At 31.8% G+C, this 17313-nt stretch carries 17 protein-coding genes and 1 pseudogene; 6 read left to right on the top strand and 12 right to left on the bottom strand.

Annotation, left to right across the window (positions count from 1 at the left end):
- The first annotated feature begins 34 nt into the window (after positions 1 to 34).
- The gene (locus GM3708_RS14885) at positions 35 to 859 is read left to right on the top strand and encodes a hypothetical protein (RefSeq protein ID WP_066348582.1); all 825 of its coding nucleotides are present in this window, start codon (positions 35 to 37) and stop codon (positions 857 to 859) included.
- On the opposite strand, the gene GM3708_RS14880 is transcribed toward GM3708_RS14885, so the two are convergent.
- Entirely contained in the window at positions 856 to 2016 is a 1161-nt protein-coding gene (locus tag GM3708_RS14880) for a cupin domain-containing protein (protein WP_066348580.1), read from the bottom strand. The two genes, GM3708_RS14885 and GM3708_RS14880, sit on opposite strands and share 4 nt — an antisense overlap.
- Before the next feature lie 33 nt (positions 2017 to 2049).
- Positions 2050 to 2346, bottom strand: a complete 297-nt coding sequence (locus GM3708_RS14875; protein WP_066348578.1) for a hypothetical protein — start codon at positions 2344 to 2346, stop codon at positions 2050 to 2052.
- A 366-nt stretch (positions 2347 to 2712) separates the two neighbouring features.
- On the opposite strand from GM3708_RS14875, the gene GM3708_RS14870 reads away from it, so the two are divergent.
- Positions 2713 to 3228 (top strand): hypothetical protein, encoded by a 516-nt coding sequence (locus GM3708_RS14870; RefSeq protein ID WP_066348576.1) that lies wholly within the window; start codon positions 2713 to 2715, stop codon positions 3226 to 3228.
- Positions 3229 to 3280: 52 nt separating this feature from the next.
- A complete protein-coding gene (locus GM3708_RS14865) occupies positions 3281 to 4132 on the top strand; it encodes a shikimate dehydrogenase (RefSeq protein ID WP_066348574.1) in 852 nt (283 codons plus the stop codon).
- Here GM3708_RS14865 and GM3708_RS19085 read toward each other — a convergent pair.
- From GM3708_RS19085 to lpdA, 3 genes are all read right to left on the bottom strand, one after another.
- Complete coding sequence (locus GM3708_RS19085) at positions 4121 to 4279, bottom strand: hypothetical protein (RefSeq protein ID WP_197671670.1); 159 nt, start codon at positions 4277 to 4279, stop codon at positions 4121 to 4123. The two genes, GM3708_RS14865 and GM3708_RS19085, sit on opposite strands and share 12 nt — an antisense overlap.
- A gap of 314 nt (positions 4280 to 4593) precedes the next feature.
- Positions 4594 to 6552 (bottom strand): amylosucrase, encoded by a 1959-nt coding sequence (locus GM3708_RS14860; RefSeq protein WP_066348573.1) that lies wholly within the window; start codon positions 6550 to 6552, stop codon positions 4594 to 4596.
- 204 nt (positions 6553 to 6756) lie between these two features.
- Positions 6757 to 8178 carry a dihydrolipoyl dehydrogenase gene (lpdA, locus tag GM3708_RS14855; protein ID WP_066348572.1) on the bottom strand — a complete coding sequence of 474 codons (1422 nt, stop codon included), beginning with the start codon at positions 8176 to 8178 and terminating at the stop codon, positions 6757 to 6759.
- A gap of 324 nt (positions 8179 to 8502) precedes the next feature.
- On the opposite strand from lpdA, the gene sufC reads away from it, so the two are divergent.
- Positions 8503 to 9273 carry a Fe-S cluster assembly ATPase SufC gene (gene sufC, locus GM3708_RS14850; protein ID WP_066348570.1) on the top strand — a complete coding sequence of 257 codons (771 nt, stop codon included), beginning with the start codon at positions 8503 to 8505 and terminating at the stop codon, positions 9271 to 9273.
- A 63-nt stretch (positions 9274 to 9336) separates the two neighbouring features.
- Complete coding sequence (gene sufD / locus GM3708_RS14845) at positions 9337 to 10707, top strand: Fe-S cluster assembly protein SufD (protein WP_066348568.1); 1371 nt, start codon at positions 9337 to 9339, stop codon at positions 10705 to 10707.
- A gap of 242 nt (positions 10708 to 10949) precedes the next feature.
- Here sufD and GM3708_RS18905 read toward each other — a convergent pair.
- From GM3708_RS18905 to bchL, 4 genes and pseudogenes are all read right to left on the bottom strand, one after another.
- Positions 10950 to 11359 (bottom strand): annotated as a pseudogene (locus GM3708_RS18905) (DUF29 domain-containing protein).
- Between the two features lie 206 nt (positions 11360 to 11565).
- On the bottom strand, positions 11566 to 12978 hold the full coding sequence (locus tag GM3708_RS14835) for a ferredoxin:protochlorophyllide reductase (ATP-dependent) subunit N (RefSeq protein WP_066348566.1): 1413 nt from the start codon (positions 12976 to 12978) through the stop codon (positions 11566 to 11568).
- Between the two features lie 227 nt (positions 12979 to 13205).
- Entirely contained in the window at positions 13206 to 13574 is a 369-nt protein-coding gene (locus GM3708_RS14830) for a hypothetical protein (protein WP_066348564.1), read from the bottom strand.
- A 54-nt stretch (positions 13575 to 13628) separates the two neighbouring features.
- Positions 13629 to 14501, bottom strand: a complete 873-nt coding sequence (bchL, locus tag GM3708_RS14825) for a ferredoxin:protochlorophyllide reductase (ATP-dependent) iron-sulfur ATP-binding protein (RefSeq protein WP_066348562.1) — start codon at positions 14499 to 14501, stop codon at positions 13629 to 13631.
- 514 nt (positions 14502 to 15015) lie between these two features.
- Here bchL and GM3708_RS14820 point away from each other — a divergent pair.
- Positions 15016 to 15210, top strand: a complete 195-nt coding sequence (locus GM3708_RS14820) for a hypothetical protein (RefSeq protein ID WP_066348560.1) — start codon at positions 15016 to 15018, stop codon at positions 15208 to 15210.
- Positions 15211 to 15317: 107 nt separating this feature from the next.
- Here GM3708_RS14820 and GM3708_RS18400 read toward each other — a convergent pair whose 3' ends face one another.
- The 3 genes from GM3708_RS18400 to GM3708_RS14810 form a co-directional block, all read right to left on the bottom strand.
- On the bottom strand, positions 15318 to 15563 hold the full coding sequence (locus GM3708_RS18400; protein WP_066348559.1) for a hypothetical protein: 246 nt from the start codon (positions 15561 to 15563) through the stop codon (positions 15318 to 15320).
- Positions 15556 to 15723, bottom strand: coding sequence for a hypothetical protein (locus GM3708_RS18745; RefSeq protein WP_158505882.1), 168 nt, complete (start codon positions 15721 to 15723; stop codon positions 15556 to 15558). Before GM3708_RS18745 ends, GM3708_RS18400 begins: the two co-directional genes overlap by 8 nt.
- Before the next feature lie 556 nt (positions 15724 to 16279).
- On the bottom strand, positions 16280 to 17290 hold the full coding sequence (locus GM3708_RS14810) for an ABC transporter permease (RefSeq protein ID WP_066348556.1): 1011 nt from the start codon (positions 17288 to 17290) through the stop codon (positions 16280 to 16282).
- Between the last annotated feature and the right edge of the window lie 23 nt (positions 17291 to 17313).

Raw genomic sequence — 17313 nt, 5'->3', positions numbered from 1 at the left:
ATAAATATTTTGATTTTTTCTTGTGGCATAAAAAATGAACAGAATTAGAATAGAGGAATATGGAAGGTTTTTTCAACAAAATGAATGGGGATATTTATTAAATGATTGTGAGATAAATAACCTCAAGTCTCCTTGGTTGGAATTAGTAGAAACATGGAAACAAAATTGTTTATCTATTTTCAACCCCTCAATTATATCTATTTATTTAAGAGGTTCAATACCACGGGGATTAGCGATAGAAGGGTTTTCTGATTTAGATGGTATTATTATTATTGATCAAAATTATATTGATAATGATCACATTAAAATTGGTTTATCTAACTTAGAGAAAAATTTGCGATCAAAATTTCCCTTTTGTACAGGAATAGAAACTCAAATTATTACCGAAAAAGACCTTTTCAATCCTGAATATGATTGGGGAGTGTTATTAAAAATTCAGGGATTATGTCTTTGGGGTGTAGATTATCAGTTACAGTTACCTCCCGTCTCTATTTCTAAAAATTTAATTACTCATAGTTTCTCCTTAGAGCAAGATATTGTTAACATCTGTCAATGGTTACGAGAAATGCAATTATCTGATTCACAAGAAGTTACAAAAATCAAGCATAAATGTAGTTGGCTATCAAAAAGGATTGTACGTAGTGGATTTGAGTTAGTAATGGAACAAGAAAACGTTTATACCCGTGACCTTTATCTTAATTATGCTGTATTTGCCCGTTATTTTCCTGAAAAAGAAATGGATATGCGTCGAATGTTATCTTTAGCCATCTTACCTTCTAGTAATAGATCAGGATTGCTCGTATTTTGGCGAGAATTTGGCAGTTGGCTGCTAGAAAAAATTAATCATAAATTTGCTTAATTAGTAAAATAAATTCCTTCTATAATCAACTGAGTTAATAAAGGCTCAATTACTTTATCCCAGTCCAAATTCGGTGCTATTTCAGCTAAATCTAGTAAAGAAAACTCTGTTTGTTGCAATATCCAACGAATAACGCTTAAATCTTCTCCCTGTAAATCTAATTGCTTACTACCAATGGTTACTCTTAAACTATTATGGGATAATTTTTCAATCTGAAAATATTGATTTTTCTCTCTCCATAGTCTTGTTTCTAAACCCTTATTGAATAAATCATACCCTAATTGTTGAGGTAATTTTATCCCCTCTCTCGAACCTTGTTTAATTAGTAAATTTTTACTATATTCTTCTCTCCAAGAAGGTTTTTGTAACTCTGTAGCTAATTCTTGAGCCAATATTTGTAATTGTTTTTGTAATTTGCTACTGTCTCCATTGGGCAACAATGGTAGATTTTCTCGCCACAAAGGAGAATCTTGCAATTTTTTTGTTAACCAAACTAACCAATCTAATCCAGTTTCACAACTAATCCCGATGGTGAGATGTAAAGAAGGTCGATCTCCACTTGAAACGGCATAATGCCAATGACCACGAGGAATATATAATACATCTCCGGGTTTTAAAATTACTTTTAAATAAGGTAAACTATCGGGTGGTAAATCATTAATAGTACGTTGAGAAGAGATAGGAGAAGGTATGGTTGGTGGTAATACAAACCATTCTTTTTCGCCATCAATCTGCAAAATTATCACTTCATGGGTATCGTAATGACAGTCAAAACCCTTATTTTCAGAAGGTGTACAATAAGTATTAATTTGCACATCATGCCCCAATTCATAGCGTATATTAAGGGCTAATTGAGCTAAAATGGGATCTAATTCATGAATATGATTAATAATCAGAGTTGTCCCTTGTTGCAACAAAGAAGACCATTTTTTTTGAGGTTGAGGTGGCAATGTTTCACCATCTTTAGCAAATCTTATATCGTCAGGATAACTTAAGCGATGAAAATTTAGCAAATAGTTCAGTTTCTGCCAATTAAAAAGGGAATTAAAACCTTCTTTTGATTTAGAGGAAATAACAATTGCTTTATTTCCCCAATAATTTTGCAAAAAATCTTCTTTATCAAGAGGGTTAAGAAGAGATGCTAAGTTTAATTCCATCACTTTCTTTAAAGTTCAAATTAATTTTGACCATTAACGATCATAATCATATCCTTTTTGAGAATTATTTCCTCTCTTACTCTTGTTATTAGAGTCATATTCTTTTTTATTACTATCATAATCTTGACCTCGATTAGCGACTAAAGTTTGTCGAGTATATTCATCTCGATTCACAGTGGTATCACTGATATCGGTGACACGCATATTAATAGCATTAGTTGACGAAGTAAACTCAGAGGAGATTCTTTGAGGAGAAATGGCTAAAGCGGACACGGCGATGGTAGATTGCACAGTAACGAAAAAAGCCAATAAAATTTTGGGATTCAACATAACAAATTTTGCAGATAAGCAGATAATATTTTTACTTATAGATGTTAGACGACTAAATAACTATTTTTGTTCCCATTTTTAATGGTAAACAGGAAATTGCTTATTAACAAAATCTAATTATTATCCGATTCTATAAAAAAGTATTCTCTGTATTTAACTTTAATACGGAAATAAACATTATTATTTATAAGTAGTTTTATTGTCTTTCATCTGCTCAAGCATTTTTTAAAAAATCTTAAGTATAAATGCTTAAATTTTCTTCGCAATTGAACTTAATTAAACTTCATAAAAAAGGTTAAAATACTTAATAGAAAAAGAGAAAATAGTAGGTTATTCTAAATGATATAGATATTAAGAGGTATTATTATGAATATTATTTCTCATAGCCATCATAAAGAAAATAAACAAATAAAACAAATAAATTGGTCTGCTATTATTTTATTTGCCTTAGGATTTTGGCTTAGTGGTAGTTTGCTGTTAGATTTTGTTTTAATTCCTAGCCTTGCCACCACTGGAATGATGGCACAAAGTGGTTTTGCTAGTGCAGGATTTACTATTTTTGGTGTATTTAATCGCATCGAGTTAATTTGTGCATCCTTAGTTTTAACTTGTGCCTTTGTTTTTTCTTTTAATCATGATCTTGATGATAAAAAACAAAAATCATTCATTATTTTTTCTAGTTTATTATTTTTAATTGCTTTAGCTTATACTTATCTATTTACTCCTCATTTAAGTGCATGGGGATTGTGTTTAAATCAATTTAATACAATAGAAACTATGCCCTCTGCGATGATTCTATGGCATAAAAGTTACTGGATTTTAGAAACTGTAAAATATGGGTTAGGAATTACTTTGTTACGCTGGAGTTATCAAAATAAATAACGAGTTTCATGTACAATTAATGGTATTAAGTATTAAGTAATAAATAATAACAATGCACATAAAAGGTACAACTAAATTATTAGGTATTATTGGTAATCCCATTGAACATTCTAAGTCTCCATTGATGCAAAATGCGGCGATAGAGGGATTGAAATTAGATTATATCTATGTACCCTTTGAGGTCGAAAAAGATGACTTAGAAGCAGTTTTTAATGGTTTTAAGGCAGTAAATTTAAAGGGTTTTAACGTTACTATTCCCCATAAAGAAAATGTTATCCCTTTATTAACTAAAATCACTGATACAGCGAAAAAAATTGGTGCTGTCAATACTGTCTGGTTAACCGATGAGGGTTGGCACGGCACAAATACTGATATTGATGGTTTTATTGCTCCTTTGAAAGAATTAAATAGAGATTGGTGTAAAATTATTCCTTTAGTTTTGGGTGCTGGTGGTGCAAGTCGGGCGGTGATTGTGGGTTGTGAACAGTTAGGCTGTCAGGAAATTCGAGTTATAGGGCGAAATATACAAAAATTAGAAGCATTCAAGAATAGTTTTGCTGATAGTAATCTTAATTGTCAAATATCAGTTTATTCTTGGGATAAGTTAACAAATTTGATTCCTGATAGTGAGTTAATTGTTAATACGACTCCCATCGGAATGTACCCAAATATCGACAATTCTCCCTTGAAAAAAGAGCAAAATGAGTTGATAAAACAAAATGCGATCGCCTATGATTTAATCTATACTCCTCGCCCAACTCTATTTTTACAACAAGCACAAAAACGGGGTGCGATAATTATTGATGGTAGTGAAATGTTAGTGCAACAAGGAGCGGTGGGTTTTGAAATTTGGACTGGAAAAAAAGCACCGATAGAGATTATGCGTCAAGGATTATTTCAGTAATTTTGCAATTTCTACCATATAAAAATAATCTAGTAGTAATGACTCCACATTCGATAAATTTTGCTCAGTTTCTCTGATTTCTGATTCAAAGACTTCATAAACTAATCGATGCTGTTTATTGATGCGACAGCTAATTAGTCTTTTCATGTCTCCTTTTAATAATTCATAATCTGGTGAATAAGATAGGTGAGTATAGTTACTTGTTGATTTTATTTTTTCTAAGTTTTTGGTAACAAGGGGTTTAAACCCCTTGACTTTTGTTGGCTATCCACAATTAATTTTGCTTAAGTGCTTAGTGCAACAGATTTTGTTCAATTATTTTGACAAGTTGCAGAACTTTGTCTTTCAATCTACCTAAATTTTATCTGACTTAAATTAACACTTTTAATGAAACAGAGAGAAGATTAACTATTGAAGAAACAAACTTCCTGACATAAAAGTTTATTAATAACAATTATATATTAGACAAGAGATAACCAATAAAAACGAAATGGCGGTAAGACTAATTGATGTTTAAACATTGTCGGTGACTCTCCAGAATAAAGATCCATAATTTCATGATTGTTTTTAAATCTAAATAAATTATTTTGAATTTCAGAAAAATTTATATATTGATAACTAGCATCGAAATTACCAATAACTATTATATTATTTTTTTCTTGAGGATCAGTTCTCATAAAAACTAATAGGTGAGGATTACTGACATTAATCAATTCCCTATTGTTAAAATCACCAAAAGCACTAATTTCTTTTCTAACTTTTATCATTCGTTGAAGGGCAGAAAAAATGATATTCTCGATGGTATTTTCTTTATGCCTTAATTGGGCTTTTTGCCAGTTTATTTTGGGACGATGTGCCCACCTACTATCATTAGCTTTACTTAAGTTTCCCATATAGGAATAATCATTCAGAGTGCCAATTTCATCACCATAGTAAATAAGGGGAATGCCACCAAAGGAAAAAATCATACTATGAAGTAAAATAATATGTTGAATAGTGAGATCTATTTTTTCTTGATTTCCTTCTTCTAAAGCATTTTCTAAGCCAATAAGAGAAGTTAATGTGCCAGAAATACGGGCATCATTATTTTTGGGATTTTGTCCAAAGAGTAAGCCTCTTGCATCAGTATTTTCAAATTTTCCTGAAAAGTAGTTGAGCAAAAATTGACGATGTGATCGAGGTTCGTAACCAGCTTGAATTATATCATCATCAGTAAAACCTAAACCAATATCATCATGACACCTAATATAGTTTAACCATGTTGCTCTTTCTAATTTATCGGGAAGATTTTTAATACCTTGAATTAGTAACTTAGCATTTTTTGTCGCCACAGCATCCCATAACAAAGCCATAAAGGTAGCATTATAGGCGATTTCACACTCCTTGGCGTTAATGGCATCTTCTCCGAAATATTTAACGATTTCCACGGGTGCAACGATGGCTTCGGCAATAAATAATACTCCTGGGGCAGTTACTTGACAACAATCTTTGAATAATTGTAATAGTGTATGAGCTTCTGGTTCATTTTGACTACTACCACCGATTTTCTTCCATAAAAAAGCCACAGCATCCAGACGCAAAATATCAACCCCTTGATTTGCCCAAAATAACAAAATATCTAACATTTCGATGAAAACGGCAGGATTTTGATAGTTTAAATCCCATTGATAGTTATTAAATACCGTCATCACCCATTTTTTCATTTTCTCATCCCATGTAAAATTACCCGGTGCGGTTTGAGGAAAAACTTCAGGGAGAGTTTTTTCAAACATATTGGGAATTTCTCGATTGTGAAAAGTATAATAATAATTTTGATATTTACTATCTCCTTGACGTGCTTTTTTTGCCCATTCATGTTCATTAGAGGTGTGATTTACGACAATATCTAAAACCAGTAAAATATCTTTTTTTTTCATTTCATGGGCTATTTTTTGAATATCCTGTAAATTTCCGACTCTTTCATCAATTTTTCGATAGTTACTAACGGCATAACCACCATCACTAGCATTTTTCGGACATTCTAAAATAGGCATAATATGAACTAAGTTAATGCCTAATTCCTGAAAATAATCAATTTTTTGGCTTAAGTCTGGTAAATCCTCCGCAAATCCATCAGCATAAAGAGTCATACCCACCCATTTTTGACTCAAAAACCAGTTAAAATCTTTTTCCCTAGCTAAATCCGTGTTTTTAAATTCTGGCGATCGCAAAATATATTGACGTGCCATAACTTCCACTAATTTTAAAAGTTGATGCTTAAAATCTTGACGTTGCCCATAAAGTTGATAAAAAAGAGAGAAAAGACTGTAAAAATTAGCACCTAACCTAGTATAAAAGTGATTAAGCTCTTTTCCAGTAATTTCTGGTTTAAGTTGGTCGAGAATTTCATTAAGAATGGAATGAGATAGCTGTTCATACATGATATTTTTAAAATTAAGCTACTTTAGTTTTTATCTGAGTTGTAAATTGAAATGAATAAAAAAAACCACAGAAAAAAGCTAACAGATTTAATCTTCTGATTTTATTGTTTATTTTGGGAGGTGCCTAATAATTTCATAGTTTTGCTGTTTCCCATATTCTATGTTTAGATTAAGCAACGCCATAATTCCTAATTCCTAATTTTTTTAACTTGCTCGTTTATAAGCCTCGTCTAATACTTCTGACAAAGTAGGATGAGCATGAATATTGAAAGCTAAATTATTTACCGATTCACGATTAGCGATGGCGTTAGCGGCTTCTTGAATTAAATCTGAAGCATGAATTCCGATAATATGAACACCGAGTAATTCTCCTGTATCTTTTCGATAAATAATTTTAGCGATCCCATCAGTTTCCTTCTCTGCTAGAGCCTTAGAATTACCTTTAAAATAGGTTTTAGCTGTTGCAACCTCAAATTTTTCATTTTTGCCTAATTCCTTAGCTTGAGGCTCATTTAACCCAACATAGCTAATTTCTGGATGAGTGAAAGCCGCCGCAGGAATACTACGATAATCGATAGTTTTTTTGTTACCGCACATATTTTCTACCGCTACTATACCTTGTCCTGATGCCGCATGGGCTAACATCATTTTACCGTTAGCATCACCCACAGCCCAAAGATGAGGTACAATTTCTCCATCTTTTAATACCTGCATTTTATCATTAACAGGAATAAAGCCTCTTTCTGTTTCAATACCGAGATTTTCTAAGCCAAGATTTTTAGTAGAGGGGATTCTTCCTGTTGCCACCAAACAAGCATCAACTTCTAATATTTCTACCACTTCTTTCGTTTTTGCATCGGTTAATTCAATAGTGACAGGATTTCCGGGGGTTATTTTAGTAGCGAAAACTCCTGTATAGGTTTCGATGTCACGACTATTAATTAAAACTTTTTCTGCAATTTTAGCAATATCAGGATCAAAAGTTGGCATTAATTGATCTAATGCTTCAATCATCGTAATTTCACTACCCAAAGCAGTATAAACATCTGCAAACTCTAAACCAATGTAGCCACTACCAATGATTGCTATCCATTGAGGTAAAGATTCTAATTTGACCGCTTGATCGCTAGTATAAACTGTTTTACCATCCACTTCTACCCCTTTAGGCACAAAAGGAGTCGAACCTGGACATAACATAATATCTTTCGCAGTGATTACTTTTTCGCCATTATCAGTAATTACCCCTACTTTTTGCGGTGCAAGAATTTTTCCCCACCCTTTGAAAATATCGACTTTAAGACGAGTTAAACTATTGGTTAAATCCGATTGAATTTTACTCACTAAATTGTTAGCATGATCAGCAATGAGTTTTCGATCAAAACTAACACCACCAACATTAACTCCCATACTTTCTAAATGCTCATTATGAGATAATTCTCTAACCTTACCTGATGCTGCTAATAAGGCTTTAGAAGGAATACAACCACGATTTACACAAGTGCCGCCCATATCACCAGCTTCGATGATAGCAGTTTTTAAGCCTAATTTTACAGCATGAAGTGCCGCACCATGACCGCCAACACCAGCACCAATGATCACTAAATCATAATCAAACTTTTTACTCATAAGATTTTTAACTTTTTCTGATATTTTTTGAGGATAATCTCCTTATTTTACGAAAATAGTTACTCAAAAAACTACCTCTTATGAACAAAGATTATATTAACAATTACTCAGCAAAAATTTAAGAGAAGAAATTAGGCAAAAATTTTCTACTAGATTATGAATGAGAAAAAATCAACACCTCATCTAATAAGGTTTGACTAACCTCTTTTATCACTTTCGGAGTTAAACAACAAAATTGTTGCTAAAGTATCCTAAAATAGATTGACAGAAAAATTTTAAATGTAACTTCAATATCAGTCAATCAAAGCTGACACTCTATTTATTATGACTCAATCTATATTATCAGTTCGTAACCTAACTGCAAGTGTCGATGGCATACCGATTTTAAAAGGTGTAAACTTAGAAATAAAAGCAGGTGAAATACATGCTATCATGGGGCGTAATGGTTCGGGTAAAAGTACTTTTTCCAAAGTATTAAGCGGACATCCTGAGTATGAAGTAACAGGAGGTGAGATAATCTATTTAGGTGAAAATTTACTAGAAAAAGAGCCTGAAGAAAGAGCATTAGCTGGTATTTTTTTAGCTTTTCAATATCCTTTAGAAATCCCCGGCGTTAGTAATTTAGATTTTTTAAGAGTAGCTTATAATGCCCGTTGCAAACATTTAGGTTTAGAAGAATTAGACGCTTTTGATTTTGAAGATTTAGTCGAGCAAAAGTTAGAAGTAGTAAAAATGAATTCTGCTTTTTTAGCTAGAAGTTTAAATGAAGGATTTTCTGGAGGGGAAAAAAAACGCAACGAAATCTTACAAATGGCATTACTTGAGCCAACTTTAGGAATTTTAGACGAGATAGATTCTGGTTTAGATATTGATGCTTTGCGCATTGTTTCTGAAGGAGTTAATCAATTACGTAAACCTGAAAACGCTTTTTTATTGATTACTCATTATCAACGGTTACTTGATTATATTATTCCCGATTTTGTTCATGTAATGTATCAAGGAAAAATTGTCATGAGTGGTGATAAAAAATTAGCTTTAGAGTTAGAAGCAAAAGGTTACGATTTCTTGGAAGAAGAAGAATTAGTAATCAATTAACAATTAATAAATTTTTCTATTCTTTTTTATTTTTCTTCTTTCATCACCAATTACTAATTAATTATGAATACTGTTGCAATTTTGAAACCTGATACATTTGAGCAAAAAAAAGATGCTTATTTAGGTAGTTTATTACAACTTAGTGAAAATCAACCTCTCAATTTTAACGGTGATTTAGCTAAATTTGTCAAAGAAATTCGTCAACAAGGAGCGAATAAAGTTGTTAAATTAAATATTCCTACGGATAAAGATGAAGATTGGCGGTTTACTGATTTATCAGATTTACAAAAACAAGATTGGTTTTTAGCAACAAAAAATGAGTTAAATTCAACTGTTTTAGATGGATTTATTCTCAAAGAAGCATCTCATTCTCGTTTAGTTTTTGTTAACGGTTTTTATGATGCCAATTTATCAGATATTTCAGGATTATCTAATGATATTTATGTGGGAAATTTAGCTAATTTAGATAGTAATAATATATCTAAAATTCATGATTATTTAAGCAAAAATGAGCCTGAAAATGAAGTTTTTACTGCTTTAAATTCCGCTGGAATTACTGATAGTTTTATAATTTGGGTAAAGGCAAACAGCAAGGTTAATCTTCCTATTCATCTTTTACACCTGACTGCTAGAGATAATTTTTGTAGTTTTACTCAACCTCGAATTTTAGTCGTAGCGGAAGCCAATTCTAATCTTAATTTTATCGAATATTATGGAGCGATCGCCTCTGGATGTTCAGATTCTGCAAAACAACAATATTATTTTACAAATGTTGTTACCGAAGTTTACCTTGAAAATAACGCACAAGTAAATCACACTCGCATTCAAAGAGAATCAGGAGACGGTTTTCATATTGCCAAAACTACGGTATCTCAAGCTAGAAATAGTAGTTATACCATTAACGAAATTAGTTTAGGAGCTAAATTATATCGTCATAATCTCCATATTAAACAAGAAGGAGAACAAACGGAAACTAATCTTAACGGTTTAACGATGTTGCAGGGTAAGCAAATCGGTGATACCCATAGTGAAGTGAGTTTAAGTAAACCTCATGGAATCGTCAATCAACTTCATAAATTTATTATCGATGATTCTGGGCGTGGTGTTTTTAACGGTAAAGTTTATGTTCCTAAATTAGCACAATTAACTAATGCTTCCCAACTCAACCGTAATTTATTATTATCATCAAAGGCTAGGATTAACACTAAACCTGAGTTACAAATCACCGCCGATAACGTAAAATGTGCGCATGGTGCAACGGTAAGTCAATTAGAAGCCGATGAAATTTTTTATCTACGCAGTCGTGGCTTAAATGAATATGATGCTAGACATTTATTGATGGATGCTTTTGCGGCGGAAATTATTGATAAAATTCCCTATGATTCCTTCAAACAAAGATTAACTCAGTGTGTGGCTTGTCGCACTTTAGATTGATAAAAAAGTCCCCAATATTATCTGAATTCGATAAAAAATAGATAATGACTGACTCTTGTTGACAGGAAAACAGGGAGATTGTATTTTTTATGAGTCAATAAAATTCTTTTAAAAATGTACAAATATTAAGAATTTTTCTACCTGTTTCCTTGTCAACTTGTCAACCTGTCTCGTTTTCACGACTTTTCTTCTGTCAAACTGAGGTAATATTGGGGATTCAGGGGAAAAATCTGGCATAAATTTTAACAAGGAAACCAATCTTCATCTAATAATTGATCTAGAGTATAAAAGCATTGATTAGGAAAAATATCTAAATTAGTTTTTCGTTGAGCATATTTAAGAGCATTTTGATAAATTAAAGCAAATTCTTCACTTAAATAATTGTAAAAATTTTTGGTTAATATTCTATTTAATTGAAATCTAAATTCTGTTATTTCAGCTTTCCAATGACAACCATTTTTAGTATTTTCAGCTTCCTAATATTGAAGTCAAAGTAAATGAATTATAATCTGTCTTAATAAACTCTCTACTTTATTTTTTCTTTCTCTACCTAAGTCATCTAGTTCTTCAATTAAATTATCTAAATCCAACTCATTAAACTTTTTTCTTTTAATAAATTAATAGTTTCTTGAATCCATAAATAATCATCAATTTCGTATAATTCTTGTCAATTAGTCTTAGTTTTTACTATCATAAGCTTTACCTATTTTATTATAATTAGAAAGAATAACACTTAGTTTCTTTAAACCTTTGTGAGAATTTTATCAATAATTGTTTAACTAAATCTTAATACTATAAATATAACAAAAAAGCCCCTAATTTTAAAAATTAGAGACTTCTATTTAGGATAATTAAAAATTAGATTTTCGCTTCTTCTTTGACTAATTTACTCCAACCTAAATCTTTTAAGTTATTATTACGGCGTAAAGGACGTGTTACTAATTCAAGAATATCACGAGCGTTAGTAAAACCGTGAATTTGGGCAAAAGTGAACTCCACAGACCATTTTGTGTTAATTCCTCTAGCTTCTAACGGATTGGCGTGTGCCATGCCAGTTATCACTAAATCAGGCTTAATTTCTTTGATTCTCTGTAATTGGTTATAGTTATCAGGTTTTTCCACAATAGTAGGTACTTTTACCCCCATTTCTTGGCAAGTTTGAGCCAGAAAATCTAACTCACCTTTTTGATAACGTTTATCCATGTAAGGAATACCAATTTCATCAACAGTCATACCACAGCGAATGAGGAAACGAGCGAGAGATATTTCGAGTAAATTATCGCCCATGAAGAAAACTGACTTACCTTTGATAATATCCACATAATCTTGTATATTTTCCCAAATTTGGGCTTCTCTTTCAGCTAACCCTTGAGGCTCAACTCCAACCACAGAGCAGATTTTCTCAATCCATGCACGAGTGCCATCTGGGCCAATCGGGAAGGGTGCGCCAATTAATTTACACTTACGGCGACGCATTAAAGTAGTAGCTGTGCGACTTAAAAAAGGATTCACCCCTGCAACGTAATAACCTTCATCGATAACGGGTAACTCAGTATAACGTTTTGCAGGAAGCCAACCATCAATTTTTACCCCTTGTTTTTTTAATTCTAAGGTTAAATTGGTAACAACAGGATCAGGTAATGAACCAAATAACACTAAAGGCGGATGTTTGTGATATTCTTCATTATGGTTAGTATCTTCCGCTTTTTTGCCAAAATTCATCAATTTTTGAATAGCATTACGCTCAGTTTTTTCCGCTTCCTGTTTTACTTCCGATTCCTTCGGGCAACGATTTGCCATAGAAGCTAAAACCGTATCTTCTCCTTGGGTGAAAGCATAATCTAAACCATTAGCACGAGCGACTACAATAGGAATACCTAACTCGGCTTCTAATTTAGGGGCAATTCCCTCTAAATCCATTTTAATAATTTCGGTGGTGCAAGTACCAATCCAAACGATTACACTGGGGTTGCGATCGCGCTTAATTTGGTCACAAAGGCGTTTTAACTCGTTATAGTCGTTAAGTTGGGCAGAAATATCAGCTTCTTCTAATTCAGCCATAGCGTAACGAGGTTCAGCGAATATCATAACACCCATAGCATTTTGTAAAAAATAACCACAGGTTTTAGTGCCGATAACGAGGAAAAAACTATCCTCAATTTTTTGGTATAACCAAGCTACGCAACTAATGGGGCAAAAAGTATGATAATTGCCTGTTTCACATTCAAAATTTAATTCGGGGGTAGCGGGTTTTTCTTGAGCTAATGTCATGGTTTTTTACTCCTAATTAATAATGTTTATTTTTATCCGTTTGGGTTAGTGATAGCCTAAGCTAAGAAAATAATTTAGAGGGATTATTCATAGTCTTAATTTGTTAAAATACTCATGCAAAATTAATTGTATAAAGGCAATAGGTTTAAACCCATTGTTACCAAAGCTTTGAGAAAAATAAAGGGCATTGATTAATTTTACTCACTTACTTATCAAAAGAGAATTTTTTAGAGGTTTTGTTTCCGAAAATCATCTAAGGGTGAAGAAGGCTCAATAATTTTATTTTTAGCTCTTTCTTCAACTTGTTGATTAAGCTGATTTTTATTATTAGATATATTTAGAATATCTAGCCATTTAGAAGAATTAGGAAAATCCATTTTCATATATGTGGTTACTTTGTGAAAGTCTTGCATTTTTTGACCTAATTTTGGCTCAAGACTAATTAAAATTAATAATATAGTTTTTGCTTCTAAATATTGCTTATCTTTTTCCCATAAAGCAAATCTATTAACCCAAGTTAAATTAAGCTCACAAAAATTTAACCATTTCTCTTGTAAAATAGGTTTTAATTCTTCAAAATCTTCCACAATTCCCATACACTAAAAAGATAAAAATAATTGTTAATTGCTTACTGTTAATTTCTAATTGAATTAAACCATCATTAACTCTAATTCGTCTTTTTCTTGTTTAGGCGCATCCGCAGGAGGATTTAAGTAGTAATCGGAGAGTAATCCAAATAATTCACGATCAAGGGCTTCACTAGGCACCACTCCTTCAGGTAAAGCTAAAATTTGATCAGCTATATTCAAGTAAAAATCACAAACGTAATCTAAAGAAGGATCTTTTTCTGCCATTTCAAACAAAGTTTTACCCTTGACTCTTGATACTCGGATGTCTTCAATGAGGGGTAATACTTCTAATACAGGCATTGCTACATGGGAAATATATTTATCAATTAAGTCACGTTTTGAGGTGCGATTACCAATTAAACCAGCTAATTTTAAGGGATGAGTGCGCGCTTTTTCTCTGACAGATGCGGCGATACGATTGGCGGCAAATAAAGCATCAAAACCGTTGTCAGTGATGATTAAACAATAATCAGCATAATTTAGAGGTGCGGCAAATCCACCGCATACCACGTCACCCAATACGTCAAATAAAATCACATCATATTCATCAAAGGCGTTTAACTCTTTTAACAGTTTTACGGTTTCACCTACGACATAACCACCACAACCAGCACCCGCAGGAGGACCACCAGCCTCTACACAGTCAACACCAGCATAACCTTTATAGATAACGTCTTCCGCCCAAATATCTTCATAGTGGAAATCTTTTTCTTGCAATGTGTCAATGATGGTGGGAATTAAAAAGCCTGTAAGGGTGAAAGTGCTATCATGTTTTGGATCACACCCAATTTGTAATACTTTTTTACCTCTTTTTGCCAATGCTGTAGAAATGTTGCAACTGGTGGTGGATTTGCCAATACCGCCTTTTCCGTAAACTGCTAATGTCAAAGTCATGTTTTTATAATTCCTGATTTATTTGCACTGATTGCATTATTGACTAATTTTTTAGAAATGAAAAGGGGTATAAGTTTTATTTTAGGTATTAAAACAAAGCATTTTAGAGTTTAAATTAGTAAAAATTAGTTTATTTAGTTTTAATTCACTATTAAAGATAATTTTACTTAATTTTAAAGTTTTGCTTATTTAATTATTTTAATATAATATAAAAACAAAAAAATATGAATAAATATTGATACATTCCTTAAAACCTTTATAAAATATAGCCTGAGAAGTTTATAGTAGCGATCGCCTATAAGTAATTATTCTTATAAAATAGTTGAAATGTTACGAAAAAAGAGTTTAAACAAGTGAATTGTTAATAATTGCTACAATACTTGATCCCAAGAGATTGAATAAGTATAAATACTCAAAAAAAACTGAGTGTGAGCCGATAATTGTGAAGATTTACAAACAAAATATGATAAAAATAGTATGGTAATTTAATTTTCCATCTATTTGAGTTATTTTTATGAATAGAAAAATTCAGATAATTAATAAAAAACTACGTTTATCAATAATAATAATAATTCCTTTAACTATTCTTTTGTATTTATTGAGAGGATTTGGTCTATTAGGTTTTTTACCCGGAGGAATATTAATATTTTTGATTATTATTTCTGCTTTTATTTTAATCAGTTTTTTAATAACAGAAACCTATTCTTAATGAAAATAATAATAGATTTTAATAATCTTAAATATTTTATATGATTATTTTTTGATCAATTTTTAAGTTAATATTTAGTATTTATATTATAGTAAAAAAAACAATATTTATTTTTGTTCTTTAAAAATTATAAGAGCATTATATAATCTTTTATAAGTTCGATAACGGTGATAAAAATCAAGACTGTCAAAAAAGATTAAAGAAACTGCTTCCCAAACAAAAAACCATCCAGTAATAACAAGTTCTTGAAGTAAAATAGATGGCAGAAAAGAAACATAACTTTCTGAATAAATTGTAGTTATTCCTAATAAAATAAAACTAATTAGAAAATAATAAGCGATGCGTTTATTCATTTGTAATTGTTTTCTTTTTAAAAGATATATTTTGAAAAAAAAAAAGTTCTAAATCTATAGGAAATTCTTCTTCTATATTTTCATCTTGTTTTCCTTTAAGAAGAACAAAAAATAATTCAATAGGATAATTAAATGGTATTTCAGAAGAACTTGTTTCCAAATAAATCTCTAAATCTGGATCAATTTCTCGACGTTTAAAAGGATATGGATCTCTTTTATGAAAAATATCAATATATTCATCTAAAGCAATTTAGATCATATAAAAATTTGTAGATTCATCGAGCTTATAGATTTCAGTAAATACTTTATATTTTATTTTCATCAAAAAATCGTGGGTCTGAAACCCTGCCCTTTAGGGCATTAATTTGATAATATAAATATTGTGCCACAAAGACCTTAAAACGGTAGGTGAGACTCCTAGTGGTGGGACACCTGTTGAAAAGATGAGTTACCGAAATGGTACTCGGTGCAATGCACTACAGACTCAGCCCCTACAAGCAAAGACGTTAAACGAGTGAAAAGCATAACCCTGAAAGTAAACTGAAAGCAAAAGCTAACAGTGTAGTGGCGATTGACTCCGCCTTGTGGACTGCTGTTGTGTTAGTACTACGGTACGGTACGGCAATGTGGTTGTTACGAGCAATAACTGACATTTTCGGTTATCTCCTCTAAAGAATCCTCGTGGCTTTAGCCCGATGGAGTGTCAACCTATAGTATTAACTATCAATATTATCTAATTTTATTCGTGGATCGACTATTTTTAATAATAAATCAGCAACTAAATTACCAATAATTAACATAGTTGCCCCCATCATTAAACTAGCCATAACTAAATATAAATCTTGAGCTTGTACTGCTTGTAATATTAACCTGCCCAATCCGGGCCAATTAAAGAAATATTCAGCGATAAATGAGCCACTTAATAAACTCGCAAATTCAAAGCCTAATAGAGTGATTAAAGGATTAATGGCATTACGCAGAGCATGAACATATAAGACTTGATTCTCGGGTAATCCCTTTGCCCTTGCTGTTTGAATGTAATCTTGCCTCAATACATCTAAAAGTTGTCCTCTGGTAAGCCTTTGTAATCCTGCGAAACTGGTAATACTTAGAGCAATAGTAGGTAAAATCATATGCCAACTTATGTCTGTAACTTTTCCCCAGAAGGATAATTCATTATGATTAATGCTTGTCATACCGCCAACGGGAAAAATTGGGGCAACATTTTGAGCTAAAATTAATAATAATAATGCAGTAATAAAGCTAGGAAATCCTTGCCCAAAATAACTAATTACTCTTAAAATTCTATCCGTTACAGTATTTTGTTTAACAGCACTAATAATTCCTAGTGGTAAGGCGATCGCCCATGTTAAAATGATAGAGGTAAAAGCTAGTAGTAAGGTTGCGGGGATTCTTTCGAGAATAAGACTGGATACTGATCGAGAATAGACGAAACTTTCACCAAAGTCAAATCTGGTAATCACTTGCTTAAACCATAATAAATATTGCTCTAAGGGAGATTTATCCAAGCCAAAGCGAATTTTTAACTCTTCAATGGTTTCTTGGGAAATAGTTGGATTTTGGCGCAAATTATCAAGATAATCTCCCGGTGCGAATTGAATGATAGCAAAACTCAATATTGATGCTAATAGTAAAGTGAGTAGTCCTTGAAATAAGCGTTTCAAGATATAGATTACATTTTCATTCAATATCCAATACTTTGTCATAGTTCTTGATTATAAATTTTTTA

This window comes from Geminocystis sp. NIES-3708, assembly GCF_001548095.1.
GTDB lineage: Bacteria > Cyanobacteriota > Cyanobacteriia > Cyanobacteriales > Cyanobacteriaceae > Geminocystis.
This window is presented reverse-complemented; position numbering and strand designations above follow the sequence as displayed.